This window comes from Streptomyces sp. NPDC005303 (genome assembly GCF_040607335.1).
GTDB lineage: Bacteria > Actinomycetota > Actinomycetes > Streptomycetales > Streptomycetaceae > Streptomyces.
On record NZ_JBEXGM010000025.1, the window covers coordinates 59,692 to 84,365 of the forward strand.

The 24,674-nt window shown below is 69.4% G+C and carries 19 protein-coding genes and 3 pseudogenes; 8 read left to right on the forward strand and 14 right to left on the reverse strand.

Annotated features, from left to right (window positions below; translation table 11 throughout):
* Positions 1-161 precede the first annotated feature (161 nt).
* Positions 162-1,169, forward strand: a complete 1,008-nt coding sequence (locus ABZT93_RS29110) for an NAD(P)H-binding protein (protein WP_356110279.1) — start codon at positions 162-164, stop codon at positions 1,167-1,169.
* 89 nt (positions 1,170-1,258) lie between these two features.
* Positions 1,259-2,890, forward strand: coding sequence for an MFS transporter (locus ABZT93_RS29115; RefSeq protein WP_356110282.1), 1,632 nt, complete (start codon positions 1,259-1,261; stop codon positions 2,888-2,890).
* A 230-nt stretch (positions 2,891-3,120) separates the two neighbouring features.
* Here ABZT93_RS29115 and ABZT93_RS29120 read toward each other — a convergent pair whose 3' ends face one another.
* Positions 3,121-3,900, reverse strand: coding sequence for a methyltransferase domain-containing protein (locus ABZT93_RS29120; protein WP_356110285.1), 780 nt, complete (start codon positions 3,898-3,900; stop codon positions 3,121-3,123).
* A gap of 48 nt (positions 3,901-3,948) precedes the next feature.
* On the opposite strand from ABZT93_RS29120, the gene ABZT93_RS29125 reads away from it, so the two are divergent.
* From ABZT93_RS29125 to ABZT93_RS29135, 3 genes and pseudogenes are all read left to right on the forward strand, one after another.
* Positions 3,949-4,419, forward strand: coding sequence for a MerR family transcriptional regulator (locus tag ABZT93_RS29125; RefSeq protein ID WP_356110288.1), 471 nt, complete (start codon positions 3,949-3,951; stop codon positions 4,417-4,419).
* Positions 4,420-4,608: 189 nt separating this feature from the next.
* Positions 4,609-4,875: a hypothetical protein gene (locus tag ABZT93_RS29130; RefSeq protein WP_356110291.1), complete on the forward strand. Its 267-nt coding sequence runs from the start codon at positions 4,609-4,611 to the stop codon at positions 4,873-4,875.
* Positions 4,876-5,160: 285 nt separating this feature from the next.
* A pseudogene (locus ABZT93_RS29135) lies at positions 5,161-5,361 on the forward strand (MFS transporter); the annotation flags it as partial.
* Between the two features lie 616 nt (positions 5,362-5,977).
* Here ABZT93_RS29135 and ABZT93_RS29140 read toward each other — a convergent pair.
* The 4 genes from ABZT93_RS29140 to ABZT93_RS29155 form a co-directional block, all read right to left on the reverse strand.
* Positions 5,978-7,795, reverse strand: a complete 1,818-nt coding sequence (locus tag ABZT93_RS29140; RefSeq protein ID WP_356110294.1) for a thiamine pyrophosphate-requiring protein — start codon at positions 7,793-7,795, stop codon at positions 5,978-5,980.
* 37 nt (positions 7,796-7,832) lie between these two features.
* Positions 7,833-10,907, reverse strand: a complete 3,075-nt coding sequence (locus tag ABZT93_RS29145) for an FAD-linked oxidase C-terminal domain-containing protein (RefSeq protein ID WP_356110297.1) — start codon at positions 10,905-10,907, stop codon at positions 7,833-7,835.
* A 906-nt stretch (positions 10,908-11,813) separates the two neighbouring features.
* The gene (locus ABZT93_RS29150) at positions 11,814-12,980 is read right to left on the reverse strand and encodes an epoxide hydrolase family protein (protein ID WP_356110299.1); all 1,167 of its coding nucleotides are present in this window, start codon (positions 12,978-12,980) and stop codon (positions 11,814-11,816) included.
* 377 nt (positions 12,981-13,357) lie between these two features.
* Positions 13,358-13,993 carry a TetR family transcriptional regulator gene (locus tag ABZT93_RS29155; protein ID WP_356110303.1) on the reverse strand — a complete coding sequence of 212 codons (636 nt, stop codon included), beginning with the start codon at positions 13,991-13,993 and terminating at the stop codon, positions 13,358-13,360.
* A 521-nt stretch (positions 13,994-14,514) separates the two neighbouring features.
* On the opposite strand from ABZT93_RS29155, the gene ABZT93_RS29160 reads away from it, so the two are divergent.
* Positions 14,515-15,414, forward strand: coding sequence for an aminoglycoside phosphotransferase family protein (locus tag ABZT93_RS29160; RefSeq protein WP_356110305.1), 900 nt, complete (start codon positions 14,515-14,517; stop codon positions 15,412-15,414).
* Positions 15,415-15,587: 173 nt separating this feature from the next.
* On the opposite strand, the gene ABZT93_RS29165 is transcribed toward ABZT93_RS29160, so the two are convergent.
* Complete coding sequence (locus ABZT93_RS29165; RefSeq protein WP_356110308.1) at positions 15,588-16,484, reverse strand: alpha/beta hydrolase; 897 nt, start codon at positions 16,482-16,484, stop codon at positions 15,588-15,590.
* A gap of 103 nt (positions 16,485-16,587) precedes the next feature.
* On the opposite strand from ABZT93_RS29165, the gene ABZT93_RS29170 reads away from it, so the two are divergent.
* On the forward strand, positions 16,588-17,154 hold the full coding sequence (locus tag ABZT93_RS29170; protein ID WP_356110311.1) for a TetR/AcrR family transcriptional regulator: 567 nt from the start codon (positions 16,588-16,590) through the stop codon (positions 17,152-17,154).
* Positions 17,155-17,294: 140 nt separating this feature from the next.
* Here ABZT93_RS29170 and ABZT93_RS29175 read toward each other — a convergent pair.
* The 6 genes and pseudogenes from ABZT93_RS29175 to ABZT93_RS29200 form a co-directional block, all read right to left on the reverse strand.
* Positions 17,295-17,424: pseudogene (locus ABZT93_RS29175) on the reverse strand (IS701 family transposase); the annotation flags it as partial.
* Positions 17,425-18,467: 1,043 nt separating this feature from the next.
* Positions 18,468-19,025, reverse strand: a complete 558-nt coding sequence (locus ABZT93_RS29180; protein WP_356110313.1) for a DUF1097 domain-containing protein — start codon at positions 19,023-19,025, stop codon at positions 18,468-18,470.
* Between the two features lie 2 nt (positions 19,026-19,027).
* On the reverse strand, positions 19,028-20,062 hold the full coding sequence (locus tag ABZT93_RS29185; protein WP_356110315.1) for an alpha/beta fold hydrolase: 1,035 nt from the start codon (positions 20,060-20,062) through the stop codon (positions 19,028-19,030).
* Positions 20,063-20,091: 29 nt separating this feature from the next.
* Positions 20,092-21,339 carry a formamidase gene (gene fmdA, locus ABZT93_RS29190; RefSeq protein ID WP_356110317.1) on the reverse strand — a complete coding sequence of 416 codons (1,248 nt, stop codon included), beginning with the start codon at positions 21,337-21,339 and terminating at the stop codon, positions 20,092-20,094.
* Positions 21,340-21,380: 41 nt separating this feature from the next.
* Positions 21,381-21,662, reverse strand: a complete 282-nt coding sequence (locus tag ABZT93_RS29195; protein WP_356110320.1) for a zinc ribbon domain-containing protein — start codon at positions 21,660-21,662, stop codon at positions 21,381-21,383.
* A gap of 102 nt (positions 21,663-21,764) precedes the next feature.
* Positions 21,765-22,862, reverse strand: coding sequence for a substrate-binding domain-containing protein (locus tag ABZT93_RS29200; protein WP_356110323.1), 1,098 nt, complete (start codon positions 22,860-22,862; stop codon positions 21,765-21,767).
* Positions 22,863-22,971: 109 nt separating this feature from the next.
* On the opposite strand from ABZT93_RS29200, the gene ABZT93_RS29205 reads away from it, so the two are divergent.
* A complete protein-coding gene (locus ABZT93_RS29205; protein WP_356110326.1) occupies positions 22,972-23,412 on the forward strand; it encodes a MarR family transcriptional regulator in 441 nt (146 codons plus the stop codon).
* 455 nt (positions 23,413-23,867) lie between these two features.
* On the opposite strand, the pseudogene ABZT93_RS29210 reads toward ABZT93_RS29205, so the two are convergent.
* Positions 23,868-24,152, reverse strand: a pseudogene (locus ABZT93_RS29210) (NAD(P)H-binding protein); the annotation flags it as partial.
* Positions 24,153-24,179: 27 nt separating this feature from the next.
* Positions 24,180-24,668: an MSMEG_6728 family protein gene (locus tag ABZT93_RS29215; protein WP_356110328.1), complete on the reverse strand. Its 489-nt coding sequence runs from the start codon at positions 24,666-24,668 to the stop codon at positions 24,180-24,182.
* Positions 24,669-24,674: the final 6 nt, after the last annotated feature.

Below are 24,674 nucleotides of genomic sequence, written 5' to 3' on the forward strand. Positions count from 1 at the left end.
TCAGTTGCCAGACGGCTCTCAGTCATGCCCAGCAAGCAGGCAGCAGGAGCGTCGCGCCGAGGTCAACGCCACCTTCCTCGACTTCCTCGCCCGCCTCGACGACTTCACATCCTCGGCTTCCTGAACGGCCGACCCACCCCCACCAAATGGAGGACAGAACAATGTCGGAGCGCAATCCCATTCTGATCACCGGCGCCGGCGGCCAAGTCGGTGGCGTGAGCAGGGTGATGATCGACATGCTGCTCGAACAGGGCCACCCGGTGCGCGCGTTCGTGCGACGGGACGACGAACGCGCGCAGTCGCTGCGCGAGGCCGGGGCCGAGGTCTTCGTCGGCGACCTGCTCAAACTCGCGGACGTGGCCGCCGCGCTGAAGGGTGTCCGGCGCATCTACTTCAGCATGACCCCACAGCCGAACTACGCCGATGCCCTCACCGTGATGGCCGCGGCGGCGCGAGCCCAGGGCGACATCGAGGCCTTCGTGCACCTGTCCAACTACGAGCAGTCGTACATGACGCTCGAGAAGATGACCACACCGGAGGAGGAGCGGCGTTCCTGGCTCGGCGGACTGGTCACAGACTGGTCACCGCAGCAGCGGGCGCACTGGGTCTGCGAGCAGGTGCTGGACTGGTCCGGCCTCCCGACCGTCAACGTGCGTGCGACCCTGTTCGCCGAGAACCCCCATCTGACCTGGATGCAACTGGGCCCGCTGAGCAACGGTGAACTGCGCCTGCCCTTCGGCGACCAGCGGCTCGCGCCCATCGCCGTTCACGACCTGGCAGAGGTGTGCGTGAAGGTGCTGGTCGACCCCGCACCGCACATCTCGAAGTCCTACGAGCTCACCGGTCCGGAGCTGAAGGACATGTACGGGTTCGCTGAGGACTACGCAGCCGTGCTGGGACGCCAGGTCGTCTACATCCCTGAGGAAGTGGAGGCCTGGAACGAGGCCTTCCTTGACGAGGCCCTCCTGCAGGAGTCCCTGGGCGATCCGGCTGTGGCCCGGCACGTGGCGGCGCACCTGAGGATCCAGACCAGGCTGATCGCCGGCGGGCGGTACGACGTCCTCTCCGACCAACTGGAAACCCTGCTCGGGCGCCCGCCGCGGACCATGCGGTGGGCGCTGCAGAACAACACTCGCCTGCGCGAACTGGCGGTCGCCCCGAGCCACTGAGCGCTCCGGAGCAAAACATGACCCCACGCGATGGGGCAACCAAGTGATTCCGCTCGTCCGCCCCGCCCCGTCCCCCTCAGGAGCTACTGATGCCCTTCCTTGCCGACACCCCCGTGGAGAAAATGACCGGGCCGTACGCGCGGCGCTGGTGGGCGCTGCTCGTGCTGTGCCTGAGCCTGCTGATCACGGTGATGGCGAACACGTCGCTGATCGTCGCCGCCCCCGACATGACCACCGACCTGGGCCTGAGCAGCAGTGATCTGCAGTGGGTCGTCGACAGCTACACCGTTCCGTACGCGGCGCTGATGCTGGTGCTGGGCGCGATCGGCGACAAGTACAGCCGGCGCGGCGCGCTGGTCACCGGTCTGCTGATATTCGCCGGCGGCTCGGTGATGGGGAGCCTGGTCGACGAGACCTCGCTGGTCATCGTGGCCCGCGCGATCATGGGTGTCGGTGCCGCGGTCGTGATGCCGGCCACGCTGTCCCTGGTGGTCGCGACCTTCCCCCGGAGCGAGCGGGCCAAGGCCATCACCGCCTGGGCCGCGACCTCCGGGGTGGCGGTAGCCGTCGGCCCGCTGGTCTCCGGCTGGCTGCTCGAGGACCACGCCTGGGGCTCGACCTTCCTGATCAACGTGCCGATCGCCCTCCTCGCCGTGGTCGGCGCGCTCGCCCTGGTACCGCCGTCAAAGGCGGAGGGCATGGGCCGGATCGACTACGTCGGTGGTCTGCTGTCGATCGTCACGGTCGGCTCCCTGATCTACGCCGCCATCGAGGGCCCGCACTCCGGCTGGGGCGCCGGCCCCGTCACCGCCGCCGTGGTCGCCGGCGTCGGTCTGCTCGCCTTCGTCGCCTGGGAACTGCGGCACCCGCACCCGATGCTGGACGTCCGGAAGTTCGCGCTGCGGCCCTTCACCGGCTCGATGCTCGCGGTGATGTTCTTCTTCTTCGGCATGTTCGCCGTGCTCTACTACTCGACGCAGTTCCTGCAGTTCGTCCTCGGCTACGACGCCCTGGGCACGGGCCTGCGGCTGCTGCCGCTGGGCGGAGCGGTGTTCCTCGGGTCCGCGCTGACCGGGATTCTCACCCCGAAGCTGGGGGTGAAGGTAATGGTCGTGACCGGCCTGGCCATCGGCACGGCGGGCATGTTCCTGCTCACCCAGACCGACAAGGGGTCGACGTACGGGGACTTCCTGGTGCCGCTGATGATGCTGGGCCTCGCGCTCGGACTGGCCATCTCCCCGGCGACCGACACGATCATGGGCTCCTTCCCCGAGTCCGAGCTGGGCGTCGGCGGCGGTGTCAACGACACCGCGCTCGAGCTGGGCGGGGCGCTGGGCATCGCGGTGCTGGGCTCGCTGCTGGGCACGGCCTACCGGGACGAGCTGACCGACCTGGTGGGCAACCGGCTCCCGGCACAGGCGATGGAGACCGCCAAGGACTCGGTCGGCGCCGGCCTGGCCGTCGCCCAGCGGGTCGCGCAGGATCCCTCCGCCGGGCCCCAGCAGGCTCAGGCCGCCGTGGACGCCGTCCACCAGGCCTTCGCCCACGGAGTCGCCCAGACCAGCCTCATCGGCGGGATCATCATGGCCGCCGGAACACTGATCGTCCTCGCGGTCCTGCCGGGCCGGCGCGGGTTCGCGAGCAAGAGCGACGCGCCGGGGGCCGGGGCAGCGGCGAACGAGGCGGCGACCGTGCGGGAGCACACCGGGCCCATCCGCTAGATCGCCGGCGGAGCGTCCACCGGATCGCCGGGGACGCGCCCGCCAGGCGCGTCGGGCAGGAGCCCGGTGGCGCGAGACGCGCGGGGCGCGGGCGTGATCCACGGTCCACGGCCACGCGGATTCTCTGCCGGAACACCTCACGGTCCTTGGCCTCCGGGCCGCCCCGAGGCTCTCCTGCGGGGCGGCCCGGAGGCCAAAGGCGGTGAGGTGACAGCGGCGGTCCGCGCTCTCTAGGCGGAGGCGGCAGCCACGAAGAACGGAAGGGCGATGAGGAAGCGGTCGGCCTCGGCGCGTCGGCGCTGTTCGGCGAGCCACTCATCGGCCTGGTCACGGCCGACGGCTCCGCTCGTGCAGGCCCACTCGACAAGCATGGTGGGCAACGCCAGCATCGCGGGATCGGTGAACACGCTGGTGTGCACCTCGACGGTGACGTCGTTGAAGCCGCCGTCCAGGAGCAGGTTGCGGTACTGGCGGCCGGCGCGGGGCGCGCTCAGGAGGTCGGCGCGGGCGTGCACGATCGTGCGGGTCAGCGCCGCGTCATCAGAGTCGACCATGATGGCGTCCCAGTCCTGCCCGACCAGGACGATCCTGCCGCCCGGGCAGAGGACGCGCCGCGCTTCCGCCACCGCGCGCCACGGCTCCTGAAGGGCGTGGAAGACCTTGTCAGCACGGTAGCCGCGCACACTGCCGTCGGCGAACGGCAGATCCTCCGCCCCCGCCTCCCGGAACTCGGCCGCCGGCCACCGTTTCCGGGCCTCGGCCAGCATCCACGGATCGGGATCCACGCCCACCGCATGGACGCCACGCTCGGCCAGCTCGGCGACGGCCCGCCCGGCACCGCAGCCGATGTCCACGACAGACAAGCCCGGGACAAGAGACAGCAGTTCGTAGGAGTGTGCCCGCAGCAGGCCGGCGCTCGGCATCTGGTCCATCGCGTCGAGGAGTGCCTGCATGGCCTCGGCGCGGCGGTGCTTTTCCACCGTTTCCTGCGTTTCCTGGTTCTTGGACATGGGCGCCAGGCTAGGAATTAATGTCGACATGAAGTCAACCGGAGACCCATGAAGTCAAGCGGAGACAACAGCGCGAGCACGATGAGCATCGGCGCCCTCGCGGCACGGTTCGGTCTCGCCCCGCACGTCCTGCGGCATTGGGAGTCGATGGGCCTGCTGCACCCCGTACGGGACGCAGGCGGACGCCGCCGCTACGGCCCGGACGACCTCACCCGCGTGGCGACGATCCTCATAGGCAAGGCGGCCGGCCTGGGCCTGGACACCATCAGGAGCCTGTCCGCCACCACCGAGCGCACTACCCGGCACGAGATCCTGCGTGCCGAGGCCGACCAGCTCCGATCGAGGATCGCCGCCGCCCGGGCCTCACTGGAGCTCATCGAAGGTGACCTGAACTGCGAGTACGAGGACGTCATCCAGTGCCCGAACTACCGGCGGCTCATCGCCGAGCAGGTCGGCGCCCGAGTACCGGCGCACGGGCGAGCGCGAGGCGGAAAGCCGCCTGCTCAGCGGGGCGACTGAGCACGCCCCGGCCCGGACGAGGAGCGTACAGGTCTGACCCGGACATGCTGGAACACGCCGGGTACATGCCGCAGAAAGAGATGAACCTGGGCTGATCCAGAGGGAGTCGACGCCGTCCTTGTGACCAGGATTTCGAGCATCCGCCACGGTTCATCCCTCGGCAACAGGTCGTCTCCCACCATCCGATCGATGAAGCATCGAACGGCGGTTGCAGTCTCCACGGGTATCTCCCGTACGCCGAACACAGCGAGGATCTCTCCGAGCGCCGTCGCGGTGTTGCCGATCTTGTACGCGGCCCGGGAGGTCCCCAGTGCGGAGAGGACCGTTTCGTACTGCTCCAGCCCGCTGGTCCTGCCGAGCCGGCGCGGCTTCGCGAAGCAGAGCGCCGACCCGGGGGCCAGGACGACGGCGAGCGAGGCGGCGACTGTGCGGGAGCACACCGGGTCCACCCGCTAGATCGCCGGCGGTACGTTCACTGGATCGCCGGGGACGCGTCCGCCGGGTCGCCGGGCACCGCCTCCGCCGGATCACCCGCCAGGCGCGTCGGGCAGGAGCCCGGCGGCGCGAGACGCGCGGGGCGCGGGCGTGGTCCACGGTCCACAGCCACACGGATCCTCTGCCGGAACACCTCACCGTCCTCGGCCTCCGGGCCGCCCCGGGGCTCTCCTCCGGGGGCGGCCCGGAGGCCAAGGGCCGTGAGGTGACAGCGGCGATCGCCGCAGACGCCGCCCTGCGACGAGGGTCATGCTCGACGCGACCGTCGCGAACATCGCGCTGCCCGAGACGCAGCAAGACCTCGGCTTCAGCGACGGCAGCCGGCAGCCGGCAGCCGGCAGCTCCGAGAGCCTCGTCGCGGCACGCGTGGCCCAAGGCCTCTTCGCCGCCCTGCTCGCGCCCGCGGCACTCTCACTGCTCAGCGTGACCTTCACCGAACCGCAGGAAAGCAGGGCATCTCTAGGGTGGGGGTCGGCCTCTACCGAACGGACGCCTCCTGCCCGCCTTTGCCGTGTGCGACAGCCCGGGCCCACCATCGGGCCCGAAGCGTTCCTCGCACCGGAGCACAAGGTGGTGTTGGTCGGCGACGCTGAGGAGGCGCGCGCGGTCGGTCGCCAGACGGTCGAGATGGACCTCAGCCTGAAGAACGCCCTCGCCAACTGGAAATGGAGGGGGTTCAGCGACGAAGACCTCGCCAAGCCCGGCAGTGACCGCCTCGTGGACGCAGTCGTGGCCCACGGCACCGCCGATGCCATCGCGGCGGGGTGAAACAGCACCTCGATGCGGGCGCGGATCACCTACCGCTGCAGGTCCTGCCGTCACCCGACAAGCTCGTGCCCGCACTCGCCGAACTGGCCGGGCCACTCGGCCTGCAGTGACCGTCCGGCCCAATTACCCAGGATGCGACGGGACTTGACACCCCTGTTCATCTTTGAAGCCGACGGGGTCGGTGGCTATGCGGAGGAGTTCGGCCGAGCGCTGTACCCACCAGTCAGTAGGTACGGCACTGAACAGTTCACCGCGTGAACTGCCCACTGAACTGTTTCGTGCGCAACTGAACTATTCAGTGCCGTTCAACAGGCTTGTTCTCGCGGTGGCGGTGACCGGGCAGGAACTCCTGCACCTTGGCCTTGAAGCCCTGACGGACCATGCCCCCACGGTCGCTGTCTCCCTTGAGGATCGACGTCGCGGCGGCCTCGATCTGGTCGAGGGTCGCGTGCGGGGGGATCGGCGGGACGGCCGGATCGGTCACGAAGTCGAGCACACAGGGCCTGTCGGCGGCCAGGGCCGTCTCCCAGGCGCCCCGGACGTCCTGCGGCTTCTCGACGCGCAGCCCCTCCAGACCGGCCATGCGGGCGAAGTCGGCGTAGGGGAAGTCGGGCAGCGACTGCGAGGCCTCGAACTGGGGGGCGCCCTCCATCGCGCGCATCTCCCAGGTGACCTGGTTGAGGTCCCGGTTGTTGAGGACGGCCACGATCAGCCTGGGATCCTCCCACTCCCGGTAGTACTTGGCGATGGTGATCAGCTCGGCCATGCCGTTCATCTGCATCGCCCCGTCCCCGACGAGCGCGATGGCCGGACGGTCGCCGTGCGCGAACTTCGCGCCGATGGCGTAGGGCACGCCGGGCCCCATGGTGGCGAGCGTGCCTGACAGCGAGCCGCGCATGGAGCCGCGCAGCTTCAGGTGCCGGGCGTACCAGTTGGCGGCCGAGCCGGAGTCGGAGGAAAGGATCACGTTCTCCGGCAGCAGGTCGTTGAGCGCGTGGATGACGTACTCGGGGTTGACCGGGTCGGCGTCGACCGCGGCGCGTCGCTCCATGACCTCCCACCAGCGGGTGGTGTTCTTCTCGATCTTCTTGCGCCACCCGTTGTCCTTGGCCGCGTCGAGCAGCGGCAGCAGCCGGGTCAGCGTCTGGCGGGCGTCGCCGACCAGGTTGACCTCGAACGGGTAGCGCATGCCGACCATGTGCGGGTCGATGTCGATCTGCACCGCCCGCGCCTGGCCGAACTCGGGCAGGAACTGGGTGTAGGGGAAGGACGAGCCGACGACCAGGAGGGTGTCGCAGCCCGTCATCAGCTCGTACGACGGCCGGGTCCCCAACAGCCCGATGGAACCGGTGACGTACGGCAGATCGTCGTCGAGGGCGTCCTTGCCCAGCAGCGCCTTCGCCACCCCGGCGCCGAGCCGGTCGGCGAGCGCCATGACCTCCTGACGCGCGCCGCGGGCGCCCTGTCCGACCAGGATCGCGACCTTTTCGCCCGCGTTGAGCACCTCGGCGGCCCGGGTGAGGTCCTCGTCGCTCGGCACCGGCGCGTACTGCGGCATGCCGAGGCTGGAGGGGACCATCTTGAAGGCGTGCTCGGGCGGCGAGTAGTCCAGTTCCTGCACGTCGGCGGGGATGATCACGGCCGTGACCGACCGGCGGGCCATGGCGGTGCGCATCGCCCTGTCCAGCACGTTGGGCAGCTGCTCCGGGACGGTGACCATCTCGCAGAAGTCGGAGGCCACGTCCTTGTACAGGCTCACCAGGTCGATCTCCTGCTGATAGGAGCCGCCCATCGCGCTGCGGTTGGTCTGCCCGACGATCGCGACGACGGGGACATGGTCGAGCTTGGCGTCGTACAGCCCGTTGAGGAGGTGGATGGCGCCGGGCCCGGAGGTGGCGGCGCACACGCCGACCTTGCCGGAGAACTTGGCGTAGCCGACCGCTTCGAAGGCTGCCATCTCCTCGTGGCGGGCCTGGATGAAGCGGGGGTTGTCGTCTGCGCGGCCCCAGGCCGCGAGCAGACCGTTGATGCCGTCGCCGGGGTAGGCGAAGACATGCTCGACTCCCCACTCACGCAGACGCTCGAGGATGTGGTCGGAGACCTTCTTCGACATGTTCGAAGACCTTTCCGGGTGTGCTGGTGATCGGTGACTAGGCGCGGCGAAGCGCGCGTACGACCGTTCGGCCGACTGCGGCGGCGGCTGCGGTCACGGTGACGGCGGCGGCCGTGGTGGTCGCCCACCGGGCCGTGCGGGAGGGCTGGTCCGGGCGTTGGGCCAGACGTTCGGGGTGTTCGGCGGGCAGGTTGCCGTCCAGGCCGAGGGCCAGTACCTCGGCCAGATGCAGGGCCCGCCGCCCGGTGCCGCCCTGCTCGATCTGGGTCCGGCAGCTGAAGCCGTCGGCGAGGACGAGGCTGTCGGGGGCCGCGCCGCGGACGGCGGGCAGGACGCCATGCTCGGCGACGGCCATGGAGACCTCGTGGTGGCCGCGTTCGAAGCCGAAGTTGCCGGCCAGACCGCAGCAGCCCTCGTCGAGGATCTCGGCGTCGAGGTGGGCGCGGCGCATCAGTTCCCGGTCGGCGTCGAACTTCATGACGGCGTGCTGGTGGCAGTGGGTCTGCACGGTCGCCTGCCGGGCGAGCCGCGGCGGCTGCCAGCCTTCGGGTGCGTGGTGGACGAGGTGTTCGGCGAAGGTGCGGACCTGTCCGGCCATTCGCTGCACGTCCTGGTCGGCGGGCATCAGTTCGGGGGCGTCCGAGCGGAAGACGGCCGTGCAGGACGGTTCGAGGCCGATGATCGGGGTGCCCGCCTCCAGGTAGGGACGCAGTACGTCGAGGGTGCGGCGCAGCACCTTCCGTGCCAGCGGCAGCTGACCGGTGGAGATCCAGGTCAGGCCGCAGCACACCGGTTCGGCGGGTACGGCGACGCGGAAGCCGGCGTCCTGAAGGACCCGTACGGCCGAGACGGCGATCGAGGGATGGAAGTAGGTGCTGAAGGTGTCCGGCCACAGTACGACGGTGTGCGGGTCGGCCGGGTCGGGTTCGTCGAGGCCGCGGGCCTGCCACCACTGCAGGAAGGACTGCTCGGCGAACACGGGTGCCGAGCGGGCCTCGGCCACGCCCGCCAGACGCTTGCCCGCCCGCGCCAGACCGGGCGCGTGCAGGGCGCTGTTGAGCAGCCCGGGAGCCAGGCGTGACAGGCGTGCCCATACCGGGAGCCAGCCCATGGAGTAGTGGGCGGCGGGGCGCAGCCGGCCCTCGTAGTGGTGGGAGAGGAACTCCGCCTTGAGAGTGGCCATGTCGACGCCGGTCGGGCAGTCGGACTTGCAGCCCTTACAGGCCAGGCACAGATCCAGCGCGTCATGCACCTCGGTGGAGCGCCAGCCGTCCTTGACGGCGGAATCGGCGTGCCCGTCGAGCATCTCGAACAGCAGCCGGGCCCGGCCGCGGGTGGAGTGTTCCTCCTCCATGGTGGCCCGGTAGGAGGGGCACATGACGCCGCCGGAGTGGCCGCGACAGTTGCCGATGCCCACGCAGCGCATCACCGCACGGTTGAAGGAATGATCGTCGTCGGGGAAGTCGAAGTGCGTCGCCGGGGTGCTGGGGCGCCAGGCGGGACCGAGGCGCAGCTGGCCGTCGACGGGGTTGGGGTGGACGATCTTGCCCGGGTTCATCCGGTTGTCGGGGTCGAACAGGGCCTTCAGCTCGCCGAACGCGGTCACGAGCCGTTCGCCGAACATGCGGGTGAGCAGTTCGCCGCGGGACTGTCCGTCGCCGTGCTCACCCGACAGGGAGCCGCCGTAGGAGGCGACGAGTTCGGCCGCGCGCTCCAGGAAGCGGCGGAAGTCGGCCACGCCCTCGGCGGTCCTGAGCCCGAACGGGATGCGGGTGTGGACGCAGCCCTGCCCGAAATGCCCGTACAGCGACGGGTGGTCGTAGTCGAACTCCTCGAACAGCTTCTTCAGGTCCCGCAGATAGTCACCGAGCCGTTCGGGCGGGACGGCCGAGTCCTCCCAGCCTTCCCAGGTCTCCCGGTCGTCCGGCGGGCGCGCGGTGACGCCGAGCCCGGCCTCGCGTGCCCTGAGCATCCTCTGTTCGCGCTCGGGGTCGTCGGAGAAGGCGACGGTGGCGTCCTTCTCGGTTCGGCCGACGGCCCGCAGCAGCGCGTGCGCCTGCTCGTCGACCTCCTCCTGGCTGTCGCCGCCGAACTGCAGCATCAGCCAGCTGTCGCCATCGGGCAGGGCGTCGAGGGACTCCAGGTAGGCGCCCTCCTCACGCATCAGCTGGGCCATGCGCCCGTCCAGGGCTTCCAACTGCCCGGGGTTGCAGTGCTCCAGCAGGTGGGCGACGTCGTCGGCTGCCGCGCAGATGTCGTCGTAGCCGAGGACCAGGAGCGACTGGTAGGCGGGCACCGGCACCAGGTCGAGCTCGGCGTGCAGCACGGTCACCAGGGTGCCTTCGCTTCCGACGAGCGCCCTGGCCACGTCGAAGCCGCTCTCCGGCAGCAGCGAGTCGAGGTTGTAGCCGGAGACCCGGCGCGGGATCTTCGGGTAGCCGCGGCGGATGTCGGCGAGGTACTCGGTGACGATGCGGTCCAGGCCGTCGTACACCTCGGCGCGACGGCCGCCCTCCGCGGCGATCCGGGCGCGCTCGGCCTGAGACGTCGGGCCGACCCACATCCGGGTGCCGTCGTAGGTGAGCACCTCCAGGCGGCGCACGTTGTCGACGGTCTTGCCGTACGCCTGAGCGGAGGAGCCGCACGAGTTGTTGCCGATCATGCCGCCCAGGGCGCAGTGGCTGTGCGTCGAGGGCTTCGGCCCGAACTGGAGCCGGTGGTCGGACAGACGTCGGTTGAGGACGTCCAGGACGATGCCTGGTTCGACCACGCAGGTCCGTGCGTCGGGATCGACGGAGACCAGCCTGTGGCAGTACTTGCTCCAGTCGATCACCACGGCGGTGTTCGTCGACTGGCCCGCCAGGCTGGTGCCACCGCCTCGCGACAGCAGCGGGACGCCGAAGCGGGCGCACACCTGAACGGCCTGCGCGCCGGCCTCCACCGAACGGGGCACCACGACGCCGATCGGCACCTGGCGGTAGTTCGAACCATCGGTCGCATACGCGCCTCTGCTGCCGGCGTCGAACCTGACCTCGGCGTCCACCGTCTCGCGCAGCGCCGCTTCCAACCGGGCCACATCCAGCCCGGAGACGTCGACAGTGGACCGAGTCATCAGGGGAACCCGCCTTCCTGAACCGTTGACCGCGCACGACGTCCGCCGCAACCTGGCGGCGCCCTGTCTGCTGCTCCTGGGTACCCGACCTTGCAGAGTGCAAGAGAGATTTTTCCGAGCGCTTCCCAGTACCTGCCTCGCAGCGTTCGGGCCCCACGGGAACGCGTTCGGGGTCCGGCATTCACGAGGGCCCTTCGATGATCACCAGCTGCCCGGCCACGACATCGTCTTCGATCATGGGCGTTTTCGGACGCCGCCGCGAGTGAGACGAAGGGGCTGGTGGCTGCGAGACGTCATGAGATCCGCTCGTGCCGGACAGCACCCGACCGATGGCGGCGTCCCCCGTCCGGCACCGGCCACGAGGCGTCCGAGTCCATGGCCTCCGCCGAACAGGTGAACGCCGGTGCTCTGAACGATGTTCGAGCGCCTCCGGTTCCCACGGACTCGATGGTCGGTGTGAGGGGGTGGCCCGGGCCAGACGGTGGTGCCCTCGGGTGACTGGCCGCCCCGTGGGGAATGAGGCCATCGACGAGCCGGACTTCCTCGAAGGGGTCCACGGCGATGGTCGGGATTGGTCTTGCGGTCCATGTGGCCGGCGGCCTCCAGACGCTCGACCGTGCGCAGGGCCGACGAGGGATCGAACCCCGAGGTCGCGGCCATGGCGGCGAGCTTCACGCTGGGGCAGGGTGAAGGGCTCGTCGGTCGACGCGAGCGCGCTGCGTCATCGTGTCCGTTCCAGCTACCCGCCCGGTGACCTGGCGGTCCGGCATCGGTCTCCTGGCCCGACAAGGGTGCCGTCCGTGGATCGGGCCGAGGCCAACCCTTGGACGGGCTCATGGGGCGATCGCCACTGAACAGCCGCCCAGCGCGACCGGCGCTCCGCGCCGGCGTTGCTTGCTGTCGGGTTCAGGCGTCGGATCGAGGGGCTGAGGGCAGAGGGGAGCGGCAGGCGCGGAAGAACTCGGTGATGTCGTGCGCCAGCAGGGCGGGTTCTTCGTGAGCGGCGAAGTGTCCACCGCGGGGCATGTGCGTGTAACGCGTGATGTCGTAGGTGCGCTCGGCCCAGCTGCGTGGCGGCCGGCTCAGGTCGGCCGGGAACAGGGCTACGGCCGTGGGAACGTTCACCCGCTCCACAGGTCGGGTCAGGCCGTGGGCGTACTCGTAGTAGGGGCGGAAGGAGGTGGAGATGGTGCCGGTGAACCAGTAGAGGGAAACCTGGGTGAGGAGGAAGTCGTCGCTGAAGCGCGAGGACAGGTCACCGCCGCAGTCGCTCCATGCACGGTACTTCTCGACGAGCCAGGCGAGCAGACCGGCGGGGGAGTCGGCCAGGCCCTGACTCAGGGTGAGGGGGCGGGTGCTCTGCTGCTGCAGATAGGCGCCCTCCTGGGCCTGCCAGGCCGCCACGGAGGCGAGATGCGCCTGTTCCTGCGGGGTGAGGGTGGTGGGGTCGTAGGCGGCCGGGGCGGCTACAGCCAGCAGGTGGATGCCGACGAGCGCCTCGGGGTGGGCCTCGGCGAGCCGCGAGGTGATGCCGGCGCCCAGGTCTCCGCCGTGCGCCGCGTACCGCTCGAAGCCGAGTTCGTCGTGCATCAGCCGGTGCCAGAGGTGGTGGGTCTGCTCCGCGTCGGTGAGCTCGGGCCGTTGGGGTGAGAACGCGAAGCCGGGCAGTGAGGGCACGATCACGGTGAAAGCGTCCGCGGCTGTTCCTCCGTACCGGGACGGGGTGGCCAACCGGTCGGCGAGGGTGGTCAGTTCGAGGAAGGAGCTGGGCCAGCCGTGGGTGAGGACGATGGGCAGCGCGTCCGGGTGTTCGCCGTCGAAGCGCAGGTAGTGGACGGGTGTTCCGTCGAGGTCGGCGAGGTGTGAGGGGAGGGCGTTGATGGCGGCCTCGTGAGTTCGCCAGTCGTAGCCGTCGGCCCAGTACGCCACGAGGCGCCGGAGTTCCCTCGTGTCGGTACCGGCCTCCCAGCCGTCTACCGGCCAGGGCTCGGCCCATCGGGTGCGCTCCAACCGGGCGCGGAGTTCGGCCAGTTCGACGTCACTGACCGCCATCAGGGGCGGACTGCTCGGCATGGGATGTCTCCTTGGTTGTGCTCAGGTTCCGGGCGTGGCAGCGGGCTCCGGTGTGCGGGAGGCCGGTGTGCGAGTCGGGCCTTGCCGGCGTGGAACCCGCGCCTGCTCCCCACAGCAGTGGCCGCTCCGAGTCGGCGGCAGCGTGACCGCCGTGAAGAACGTCGCGTGGGTCATCGTCGCGACCGTAGCCGTGGTGTGGTGACGGCCGATGACGGTGAGGCTGAGCCAGTTGCTCCCCGCCCCTTCCGCGCCGTAGTGAAAGCCGGTGCGAGGCAGCCGACGGCGACCGTGCGAGGGTCGCGCCACGGGGTCGGTCCCGGGTGGCGGTCGGCCGTGGCAGGCGGCCCTACCGGTCCGGTCAACAGCCGCTGCCGCGTTCATCCTCTCCATGTGGTGAGCGGGCCCAGGGCCTGCTCGATCGCCGCCCGCGTCACCTCCCGCGGCTCCGGCTCGATCGCGAGGAGCACGTGCATGATCAGCCCTTCCAGCAGGGCGTCCAGACGGCCGGCCGCCTCCGGCCCGGTGAAGCGGGACAGCACGGCCCGGCTGTCCCTGGTCCACTGCTGTGTCAGCGTCCGCAGAGCGGGATCGCGCAGAGCCGCCAGGTGCAGCTCGAAGCCGAGAACCGCGCTACGGCGCCGGGATGGTCCCCCCTGCACCAGATCCACCAGGACCTCGACCAGGTCCTGCCGCGACCTCACCTCGTCGAACAGGTCCTCGAACTGCGCGGTCTGCTGTTCCACGTACCAGGCGAACGCCTGCGCCTGCAGATCGGCCAGGCTCGCGAAGTGATAGGTGACCGACCCCAGCGGCACATCCGCGCGTGCGGCGACCTTCCGGTGTGTGATGCCGGCTGCCCCGTCCGTCACCAGCACATCGAGGGCCGCGTCGAGAATGCGCGTCCTGCGCTCCGGATCATGCCGACGCGCCCGCCGCCCCTCGCCCGCCGCGGTGTCGCCAGCCGGGTGCTTCCGCTCACCGCCGACCGTCCTCTCGGGGGGTTTCGGTTCCACGCCATCCATAGGAACAAACGTACACTACGTTAGGAACAGATGTACGTAACACTGGGCCCGGACCCTGCTAATCGAGCCGACGACCATGAACGGTCAGCCGCGCGTCGGGATGGTGCACATAGCCCTCTCCGCTGTGGTGCGTGGTTGCGAACCCGGCTTCCCCTGGTCGGCAGGAGGTCGGGACTGATCGGGTCCCACGACCGGCACGGTCGTACCGCCGGGGTCGAGGACCGCAGTGGATGCGGTGCGCATGGCGAGGTGGGCAGGCCAGGTCTTGACCCGGTTTCTCTCGCGGCTCAGGGGCGGCGGATGATGCGGGTCGGGCGCGCGGTGTGCGCACGCTCAGGTGGTCGCGGTGCGCGATGCTGGGCGGTTGCGTCTGGTCGGAGGGAGCCCCAGCCGGCCAGGTCGTCCTCGTCGGGTCGCTGATGGCGTGCGATCGCAGCTTCGGCAGGCCTCACGACCACCGTTCCGGAAGGTGAGAGCCCGCTCCGTCTGCTGCCTCGGTACTGTGACTTCGCATGACCGACACCGAGATCGAGATCACTGCGGACCTGGTCCGCGACCTGCTGCAGGAGCAACATCCAGACCTCGCAGGGCTGGCCATCCGCGAGGTGACGGGCGGTTGGGGCAACCAAATGTGGCGTCTGGGAGACGAGTTGGCCGTGCGCATGCAGCGTATGGACCCCACCCCGCAGCTCCAGCTGAAGGAACGGCGGTGGCTCCCGGTGCTGGCCCCGCGTCTGCCGCTTCCGGTGCCGATCCCGGTACGGTTCGGAGAACCGTCCGAGCGCTTTCCCAAGCTCTGGACCGTGATGACGTGGGTTCCCGGCGAACCGCTGGATCACGCCTCGATCAGGCGTGACGACCATGCGGCCGACACCCTGGCGGCGTTCCTCCGGGCGCTTCATGTGGAGGCGCCCGCCGAGGCGCCGATTGCTACGGACCGCGGTGCCCATCCCAGGAACTGCACGAGCGGCTTCGAGAACTTCCTCCAGGCTGTTGCTCCCGACGACCGCATCGCTGCAGACGTGCGGGCCGTCTGGGACGACGCGGTTGACGCCGACGAGTGGAAGGGGCCGCGGGTGTGGGTGCACGGCGACCTCCATCCTGCGAACGTCGTCGTCTCGGATGGAACACTTTCGGGCATCGTCGACTTCGGCGAGCTGTTCGCCGGCGATCCGGCGTGGGACCTCGCCGCCGCGTGGGTGCTCCTCCCCGCGGGGTCGGTCTCACGGTTCTTCGACATGTACGCGCATGCAGACGAGGCGACGATCCGGCGCGCTCGCGGACTGGCCGCTGTGAAGAGCCTTTTCCTGATGCTCATGGGACAGAACGGAGATCGGGGTCTTCCTGGCGGCAAGCCGCACTGGGGACCTGTGGGCCGGGCGGCACTTGATCGTGTTCTGAAGGGCGTTTGACGCGTGCTTCTCGGCACTTCTTCTCGATCCTGGTCGAGGACTCGCCGGTCAAGCTGCCCTGCCGAATCTGAAGACCCACCGTGGCCGCCCATACCGACGACACCGAAGCGCTCGGGAAAAAGGTAACGGGGGCTTGAGAGCGCTCGCGGCGTGTGCGGGGCGAGACCTCCGGTTCAGCGCAGGAAGTCCAGGACCGCCTTGCTGAGTTCCTGCGGCGCCTCTTCGGGCAGGAAGTGGCCGGCTGCGGGGATGACCAGTCCCGTGACGTCCGTGGCAACCATGCGCATGGTCTCTTCCGGCATGGTGCCGGTGCTGTGCTGCCCGCCAATGGCCAGGACGGGGATGGTCAGTGGTCCCTCGTCGCGCCGGCGCAGGTTGTGCTCGGCGGAGGTGTCGAGGGTCCGGTAGTACTCGAAGCTGGCGCGCAGGGCGGCCGGGTCGCGCAGCTGGTCGACGTAGACGTCGATGGCGTGCTGCGGTATGGCGCCGGGCGTGGCCGTCTTGGACGTGAAGGTGTGGCCGAAGTAGATCTCCTCACGGCCGGCGACCATGCGTTCGTTGATGTCCTGGAGGCGGTTGAAGACGAAGTGCCACAGGAACTCGTTGGTGGCCGGGTCCGACAGCAGGGGCGGGGACGGGGAGAGGCCGGGGAGGATCGACTCGGCGCCGACCAGGTGGGTGACGCGGTCACGGTGGCTCGCGGCCAGGGCGTAACCGACCAGCATGCCCAGGTCGTAGCCGACGACGGCGAAGCGGTCGTGACCCAGGGCGGTCATCAACGCGGCCATGTCGTCGGCGAGGGTGGCGGCGTCGTAACCGGTGTCGGGCTTGTCGCTGGCCCCCATGCCGCGCAGGTCCGGGGCGATGACGGTGAACTGCTCGGCCAGGGCGGGCATGACCAGCCGCCAGCTGTACCAGAACTGGGGCCAGCCGGGCAGGAGCAGCAGCGGCGGCCCGTCGCCGCCGACCACGGCGTGCAGGGTCAGCTCGTTGGTTTTGATGGTGTGGCTGGTGAACGTGTCGGTGAATCCGGCGGGCAGCTCAGGCACGTCGGTGACGGTGAACGGCATGGTGATTCCTCCTTGCGGCACGGGATGCGCCCACATCTAAACGGATGAAGTATCCATTTCAAGGTAGCACAAGTGGATTAGGTATCCGTTTATGCTGTGACGCATGACCAGTGCACCGATGCGCAAGGACGCTGCCCGCAACCGGCAGCGCATCGTCGACGTGGCCCGGCAACTCGTCGACGACGGCACACCGCTGCAGCTCAACGATGTCGCCCGCCTCGCCGACGTGGGCGTGGCCACCGTCTACCGGCACTTCCCGACGCCGGAGGCGCTGATGGAGACGGTGGCGGCCCCAGGTCTGGAGGCGCTGATCGCTCACGCGGAACGGGCGCTGACGGAGGTAGACCCCTGGAACGCTTTGACCGGCTTCCTCGAGGTCACCTTGGAGGCGCAGTTGACCGACGCCTCGCTCACCATCGTGCGAGCGGCGCCGGAACGCGTCCTGCCCCGCACCGAGGAACTGACCGGCATGCTGGACTCCACCGCCGGCCGGTTGCTCGAGCGCACACGCGAGGCGGGCGCCGTACGCACCGTCATCACCTGGGATGACCTCCTGCCGCTCATGTGCGGGATCGCCTTCGCGGCCGAGGTCCATGCCGAGGACCAGCGGACGCGTCTGGAGTCCGGCCGCCGCTACTTGGACGTGATGCTGTCGGGCCTGCACGCCTGATCCAGCAGCGCTCGCGGTCCTGGACGAGTCCGACCACCGTCACCGACGAGAGCGTCCTGTGCCGCAACGGTGTCCGTTCCGCGTGCTGGGCAGCTTTCAGGGGTTGTGTCCGCGTCGTTCGTAGTGACGGATGCGGCTCGGTGTCGGTGTCGGCCGGGGTGGCGGCGGAGCCGGTAGTCGTCCAGGGCTGCGTTCCTGCTTCGCTGTCTCGAAGCATTCTGCAACTGCCCATCGGCTGCCGACGATTGGGATCAGCTCGTCCAGCGCCGACTCCTGTGGCTCGGGCCGGTTGAAACGGTGCCCGCACCGCCCGTGCACCGCATCCAATTCACTCGCCCACGCGTGTACATCGGTAAGGCCCCCATCCATCACCACACCAGCGACGAACCCGGCCAGCCCTCACGGCAGACATCGTTGCAGTACCAGGAGAAGTCATGTTCCATCGCCTGACCCAGATGATGGCGATGTTCGTGGGTGTGCTGCTGGTTGGGGGGCTATCCGCCTGTGATCCGGGGGGCCTGCACTCCGCCGAGCACACCGGGCCGTTCCCCTACGAGTCTCCGTCGGACGCCGCCGACGTCAGCCTCGACCAGGCCCTGTCCGACTACGGTGTACGCCTGCCCAAAGGGGCCGAGGGCATCACTTATGGTGCCCTCAAGGCTTTGGACGGATACCCGTTCAATGTCCAGTTCTCAATGCCGTGCGACGGTGTTCCGGCGTTCGTCCAGGACAACCGGCTCGCCTCCGCTGGGAAGAAGACCCCCGACGAAGTGGTAACGGACGTCATGGACGCGGGGTTCACGCCGGATGCCGGCCCGGCCTACCTCCGGGCGAAGGGAACGAAGCTGCCCAGGTCGTCGCAGCGGTCTTCGAACGGTCGGGGAAGTGCCGGATGTTCCTCGGTGCTTGAGCTCATCGGAAACCCACCGCATCACCGTCGCCCCCCCCGGGCCGGGGTGGGCGACGGCCTGACGAAGAGCACTCGTGCCAGCATCTGCGCGACTGGTCTGCGGCCGTGCATCGATCCTCCGCCTCGACGGCGGAAGGCCCTGGCCTGCTGCCTTGCGGCGACAAGGGCTCCAAAAAGAGCCCACTGGCTGTCTGTGCCGGATCACCACGCCTTACAAAGCGTGATCATCCACGACCAAGATCCACTTTCGCAACAGGCCCTGGGGGAAGGGCTGTCCAGGGTGGTCCGAGTCGGGGCGGGAAGGGCGGTCGCCTGTCGGCGAGCGGCTTCGTGGGCTTCAGTCGAGCGATCGTTCCCCTCCCATCCCTCTGTACCGGCCGCATGGAAGATGCGGTGCCGCCGTTTAAGTGGTCGATGGCGCCACCTCCTCGGCCAGATGCTGCTCCGGCTCCGGGGCGGGAGGCGGCGCGAACATCAGGCGCAGTCCCAGGACGGCGCAGAGCGGGCCGAGGGCGCACATCGCGGCGGCGCTGATGAACGCGGCGCCCAGATTCCCCGCGTCGTAGCCGAAGCCGCCGAAGTACGTGGCGAAGGTCGACGCGAAGCCGAAGAACATCCCCGGGATGAGAGCGAACGGCTTCAGCCGGCCGGTTGCCAGCAGGGTGCCGTTGACGAAGAAGATCACCACACCCAGTGCCAGGGTCCGGGCGAACTCCCCGGTGCCGAACATCGTGCCCGTCTCCCGGTTGAGGAGCACGGCCGCCACCGCGAACCCAGCGCCCGTCGTGGTGGCGGTGATCATGGCGATGGCGTTGGCGATGCTCGGGCCGCCCTGCAGGAACGTTCCGGCCCAGGTGATGAAGATCGCCCAGGTCGGCATGTGGAGCGGGCTCAGGAGCAGGAGGACCGTGGCGAAGGCGACGATCGAGGCGCTGACCTCGTGCGGCAGTCTGGCCTTCATGGCTAGGCCAACCCGCCGGGCTTGGTGAGCAGTTCCCTGATGCCCGTGTCGATGAACGCGGTGTCCTCGGGGCTGCTGCCGCCGCCGGCGAAGTGGCCCCAGATGCCGGGGATCACGCGGAGTTCGGCGCCCGGTATGTGGCTGACGGCCCAGGCCTCGTCCTCCGGTGGGAAGTAGAGGTCCTTCTCGGCGGGCATGTCGAGAGTGGTCGCCTTGATGGAGCCCAGCGCCGCTTCCGTGTCCCCGCCGAAGCCGGGGGTGAGCCCGACGTCGCCGTTCTGCCAGGTCCACAGCATGGCGAGCAGGTTGTTGGGGTCGCGGCCGTCGAGGAAGAAGCCTTCCCAGAAGCCGATCAGGAAGTCCTCCAGGGAGGTGTAGCCGAGCTTCTCGTACTCCTTCTCCCAGTAGAACGCCTGCGAGAAGCCCCACCCCGCGTACACCCGGGCGAGCGCGCGCAGTCCGGTGGTCGGCCACTTGTCCGCCTCGTACCAGCCGCGGTCGAAGACCGCGTCGGCGGTCAGTGCGGCCTTGACGCCCTCCAGGAAGACCTTGTTGTGGGCACTGGTGCGCGGGGAGCCGCAGAACGGGGCGATCCGCTCGACCATCTCCGGGTGGCTGACGGCCCACTGGAAGGTCTGTCCGGCACCCATCGACCAGCCGGTCACCAACTGGATCTTTTCGATGCCGAATTCCTCGGTGACCAGCTTGTGCTGGGCCTCGATCTGGTCGTACACGGTGATGTGCGGGAAGCGGGCGCGGTCGTACGGCGGTGGTGTGTTGCTCGGCGAGGTGGACAGGCCGTTGCCGAGCATGTTCGGGACGATGATGAAGTACTCGGCCGGGTCGAGGGCCATGCCGGGGCCGATGAGCCATTCGTTGTCCCAGTGGCGGCCGGAGTACCAGGTGGGGTAGACGATCACGTTGGACTTGTCCGCGTTGAGTTCGCCGTACGTGGTGTAGGCGAGGTGCGCGCCGCGCAGGGTGGCACCGTGCTGGGTGGTGAAGTCGCCCAGCTGGAAGGTGAGATGGTCGCTCATGGGGCTGCCTTTCGGAACGTACGGAGCTTTCAGGAGGTGACGGCGCACTGGCCGCGGTCGGCCTTCCTCGGCCCCTCGGCTGTCGGCCGGATGTCGAAGTCGAAGATCGCCGTGGGGAGGTAGAGGGTGCTGCAGGCGTTGGGGATGTCCACGACGCCGCTGAGACGGCCCTCGATCGGGGCGGAGCCGAGCAGCAGGTAGGCCTGTTCGCCGCTGTAACCGAAGGTCTTCAGGTACTCGACGGCGTTGAGGCAGGCGTTCCGGTACGCCATCGTCGCGTCGAGGTAGTGGTTGGTGTCGGTCTCGTGGTCGACGGAGATGCCGACGAACGAGATGAACTCGGTGTATTGCGGGGCGACGTTGCCGGGCATGAAGATCGGGTTGGTGGTGACGCCGTACTTCTCCATGCCGCCCTTGATGAGGTCGACGTGCAGGTCGATGAAGCCGCCCATCTCGATGGCGCCGCAGAAGGTGATCTCCCCGTCGCCCTGGCTGAAGTGCAGGTCGCCGCCGGAGAGCAGGGCGCCGGGGACGAGGACGGGGTAGAAGACGCGGGAGCCGCGGGTGAAGTTCTTGATGTCGTGGTTGCCGCCGTTCTCCCGGGCCGGGACGGTACGGGCGCCCTCGGCGGCGATCCGAGTGCCGACGTCGCCGCTCGCCGTACCGGCCAGGGCGTTGTCGGCGAGGGGTGGGAGGGCGAGGGCCGGTACCCGGTGCGGGTCGGTGTCGATGAGGGCCTGCTCACGGGCGTTCCAGCGGGCCAGCAGTTCGGCCGAGGGTGCGGTGCCGAAGAGGCCGGGGTGGGTGATGCCGGTGTAGCGGACGCCGGGAATGTGGCGTGAGGTGGCCTGCTGGCCGTGGAAGTCCCAGACGGCCTTGTAGGAGTCGGGGAAGTGGTCGGTGAGGAATCCGCCGCCGTTGTCGCGGGCGAAGACGCCGGTGTAGCCCCAACCTTGACCCGATCCGTCGCCCTCCGCCTGCGGCACGGGGCCCAGGTCGAGGATGTCCACGACGAGCAGGTCGCCCGGTTCGGCGCCTTCCACGGCGATGGGGCCGCTGAGCATGTGCGCGTGGGTGAGGTCGACGTCACGGACGTCGTTCGCGGAGTCGTTGTTCCCGATCTGGTTGTCGGTCCAGTCCCGGCACTCGATACGGAACTCCGAGCCGGGCCGCACGGTGACGGCGGGCGGGATGTCGGGGTGCCAGCGGTTGTGGCCGGGCACCTTCTGGTCACGCATGGACAGGGCCTGGTCGACACTGAAGACGACTTCGGGCATGGACTGCCTCCGTATCCGGTGCTTCGCGGTGCTTGTGGGGGTCAGGGCTTGGGGAGTGCTGCCTGTCGGGGATCGGCCGGCGGGGTCGGCCGACGGCGGGCCGGGGGTACGTCGGTGACGACCCGCGGCTCATGGGCGCTGGCCTCCTGGGCGTGCAGGGCACGGGTCAGGGGAGCGGAGGTGCGGGCGAGCAGCGGGGCGGTGAAGACCCGGCGGGCCGGGCCCGCGCAGTTCCCGCACGGCTCCTCGGCGAGAGCCCGGCCGATCGGCCGGATCACGTCGAAGGGGCCGCAGCCCGCACAGCGGTACTGATACGTGGCCATGGGCTATCAACCTCCAAAAGCTTCGAGAAAAAAGTATTTCTAGCCGAAGCAATTGGACAAGGGTCGGGTGTTGCGCGCAGGTAAAAAAGAACTCCCCGCGGGTCAGGGAAGTTGCTGCAGCACGTCCCACCGCAGCCCGTCGGCCGCAGCGAGGAAGACCCGCTGTTCGAGATGGCGGTCACGGATCTGGACCGTGCCTCGCGGGCTCTCGTACTCGAGACCCTCAGCGTTCGCCTGGATGCGCCGCACATCCGTGTCGCCCGCGCGGCGCAGCAGTTCGGTGAGCATGCGCACGCCCTCGTAGCAGGACTCGCCCAGGCTGTTGAGCACCGGTGCTCCGGGGCCGAACCGGCGGAAGTAGGCGGCGGCGAAGTCGAGCCCGGACGCGGTCGGCAGGTCCTCGAAGTATCCGGCCGAGGTCATCAGGCCCCGGGTGTTCTCCGGGCCGGTGGCCAGCAGGACGTTCTCCTCGATCAGGGAACTGAACCGGATGAGGTCGCGGTCCAGCCCGGCCGCGGTGAAGGCGCGGTTGAAGAGGACGGCGTCCTGCCCGATCAGCAGCATCAGCACGGCCTCGCAGCCGCTTGCCGCGACTCGCGCGAGGACCGGCCCGAAGTCCTGGGTGCCCAGCGGCACATACATCTCGTCACAGACCTCGCCGCCCAGTTCGCGCAGATAGCGGTGGGCGGCACGGGCCGACGAGCGGGGCCAGACGTAGTCGTCGCCCACGATCGTCCAACGGCGGATGTCCAGTTCGCTCGCGAACCACCGCAGTGCGGGCCGCAGTTGACGGTTCGGGGTCTCACCGGTGAGGAACACGCCGGGGGAGCGCTCACCGCCCTCGTACAGCGCCGTGTAGACGTAGGGCACCCGGCCGTCGATGCGCGGGGCGACGACCTCGCGGACGGCGGAGATGTGCCAGCCGGCCACCGCGTCGACGACGCCTCCGGAGATCAGTGCGTCGACCTCCGCGGCCACCTGCTCGGGAGGCGCGCCGCCGTCGACGAGTACCAGGCGGACCTCCCTGCCCAGCACGCCCGATGCGGCGTTGACCTCCTCGGCCGCCAGCTGGGCGCAGCACTCGCAGGAGGGGCCGAAGATGCCGGCCGGGCCCTGGAGCGGTATCACCAGGGCGACATCCAGTGCGTCACGGGCCCGGTTCGCCGGGGCGCCGAGCCGGACAGACGCCTTCTCGATCATAGGCGCTCACCCTAGCCATTGCTTGCTACGAGAATATTTCACGGCGATAAGGAAAGGACTGTATCGTGGGATCACTCCATCCGTACATCACGACGACTCTGGCAGGGCGATGACCACGACCACCCCGGCGGCCGTAGCCGATCTCGACCTCGCGCGAGCGCTCACCCTCGTCGAGCGCAGCGTGGTCCTACGGCTCGGTGAGGCGCTGAAGGCCGAGGGCGGCACGCTCGAGGAGTGGCGGGTGCTGTCGTTCCTGGGCGACGGCGAAGGTCGTGCCATGACCGACATCGCCGAGTTCGCGCTGCTGTCCGCGCCCACACTGACCAAGGTCGTCGACCGCATGGTCTCCCTGAACCTCGTCCTGCGCCGGGTCGACGAGCAGGATCGGCGGCGCGTGCTGGTCTTCGCGTCCGAGCGGGGCAACGAGGCGCTGGCCCGCTGGACTGCGGCGGTCGAACAGGAACAGGAGAGCATCGTGTCCGTTCTCGGTGCGGAGGAGACGGCCCTGCTGAGGGCCTTGCTTCAGCGGGCCTCCCGACGCCTCGGCTGAGCGGTCACGCCGCACCGCATGGGTGCCGTACTCTTCCCGCCGGCCAGCTCGACGGGCAGACCTCGCGGCAGCCAGGCCAGGCGCGTCACGCCTTCCAGCAGCCCTGGCTACGGCCCGGAACCTGAACACATCGTTCCCCGACGACCTCGTATGCGCCGCCTCGATCGCGTACCTGTCGCATGTATCGTCCACCCGGTGCCAACCGCCCCACTATGGGGTGGGCGGACGGCCGTTCGCCTTGCGGAGCGGCTCCAGGGCGCGGAAGCCCCGCACATGCCCCACGCATTCATCGTGGCCGCCACCTCGGCGGTCGCGACCGATCGCCGGTGTCACCAAGTCCTTCGAGGGCGGCGCCGATGACTGGGATACCGGTCATGCCGTGCCCGTCCGCCACGATGCACGCCGCCAGAAGCACCGGCAAGAAGTCGCGGTCGGTGTGGGGTGACGTGGTCTGGTCAGTCCGTGATGACGGCGTCGCGCTTGGTCCACTCGGTGCTGTGGGCCGCCTTGTGCAGGAAGTCGGCGACGTCCGCGCGGCTGATCTTCGGGTTGCCCTTCATGGGGAGTCGGCCGCCGGTGCGGTAGGTGCCCTTGGCGGGGCCCTTGGCCAGCAAGGTCGGATAGGCCAGCGTCCAGTCCAGGCCGCTGGAGCGGATCGCCTTCTCGGAGAGGTCCTTGTTCGCGTAGATGTCCCGGAGGAACGTGCGGTACATGACCTTCTGCACCGCGCTCGCCGACCGAGCCCCCAAGGATCCCGGCGTCGTGGGTCACGGGCCGACGGGCGCCCGCTGCGGCTCACGGTCCGACGTTGGCCACACATAGGGCAGATCAGCCGGTGTGTCGGGAAACAGAGCGGCGTACACCTCGGGTTCCTTGCGGACGAGTGCCGAGCGGTGGCTTTCGTGGAAGGCCTCGTCTCCGAGCCAGGGCGGCAGTTCGCCGGCGGCGGCCAGTTGCGCCTGCTCGCGCACCGCGGTGCCGCGCCGGTGTGCGGCCAGGCCGGCGATGAGCGAGGCGGCACAGCTGTCCTGGTGTCCCTGTGCGCGCCAGACCCGGCAGATCTCCAGGCCGTACCGTACGACTGCCTCCTCGTACCCCGTCCACATCCGTACGGCCGGGTGTCTGCGCCAGCCGTAGCCGGGAACGGTCAGGCCGCGCAGCACCTGCAGGGCCTCGACCCGCTGTTTGCCCAGCCGTCGCCGGTCCAGCAGCAGGGCCGTCTCCCGGAAGTCGGGGTAGGGCAGGAAGGTCTGCATGGCTCA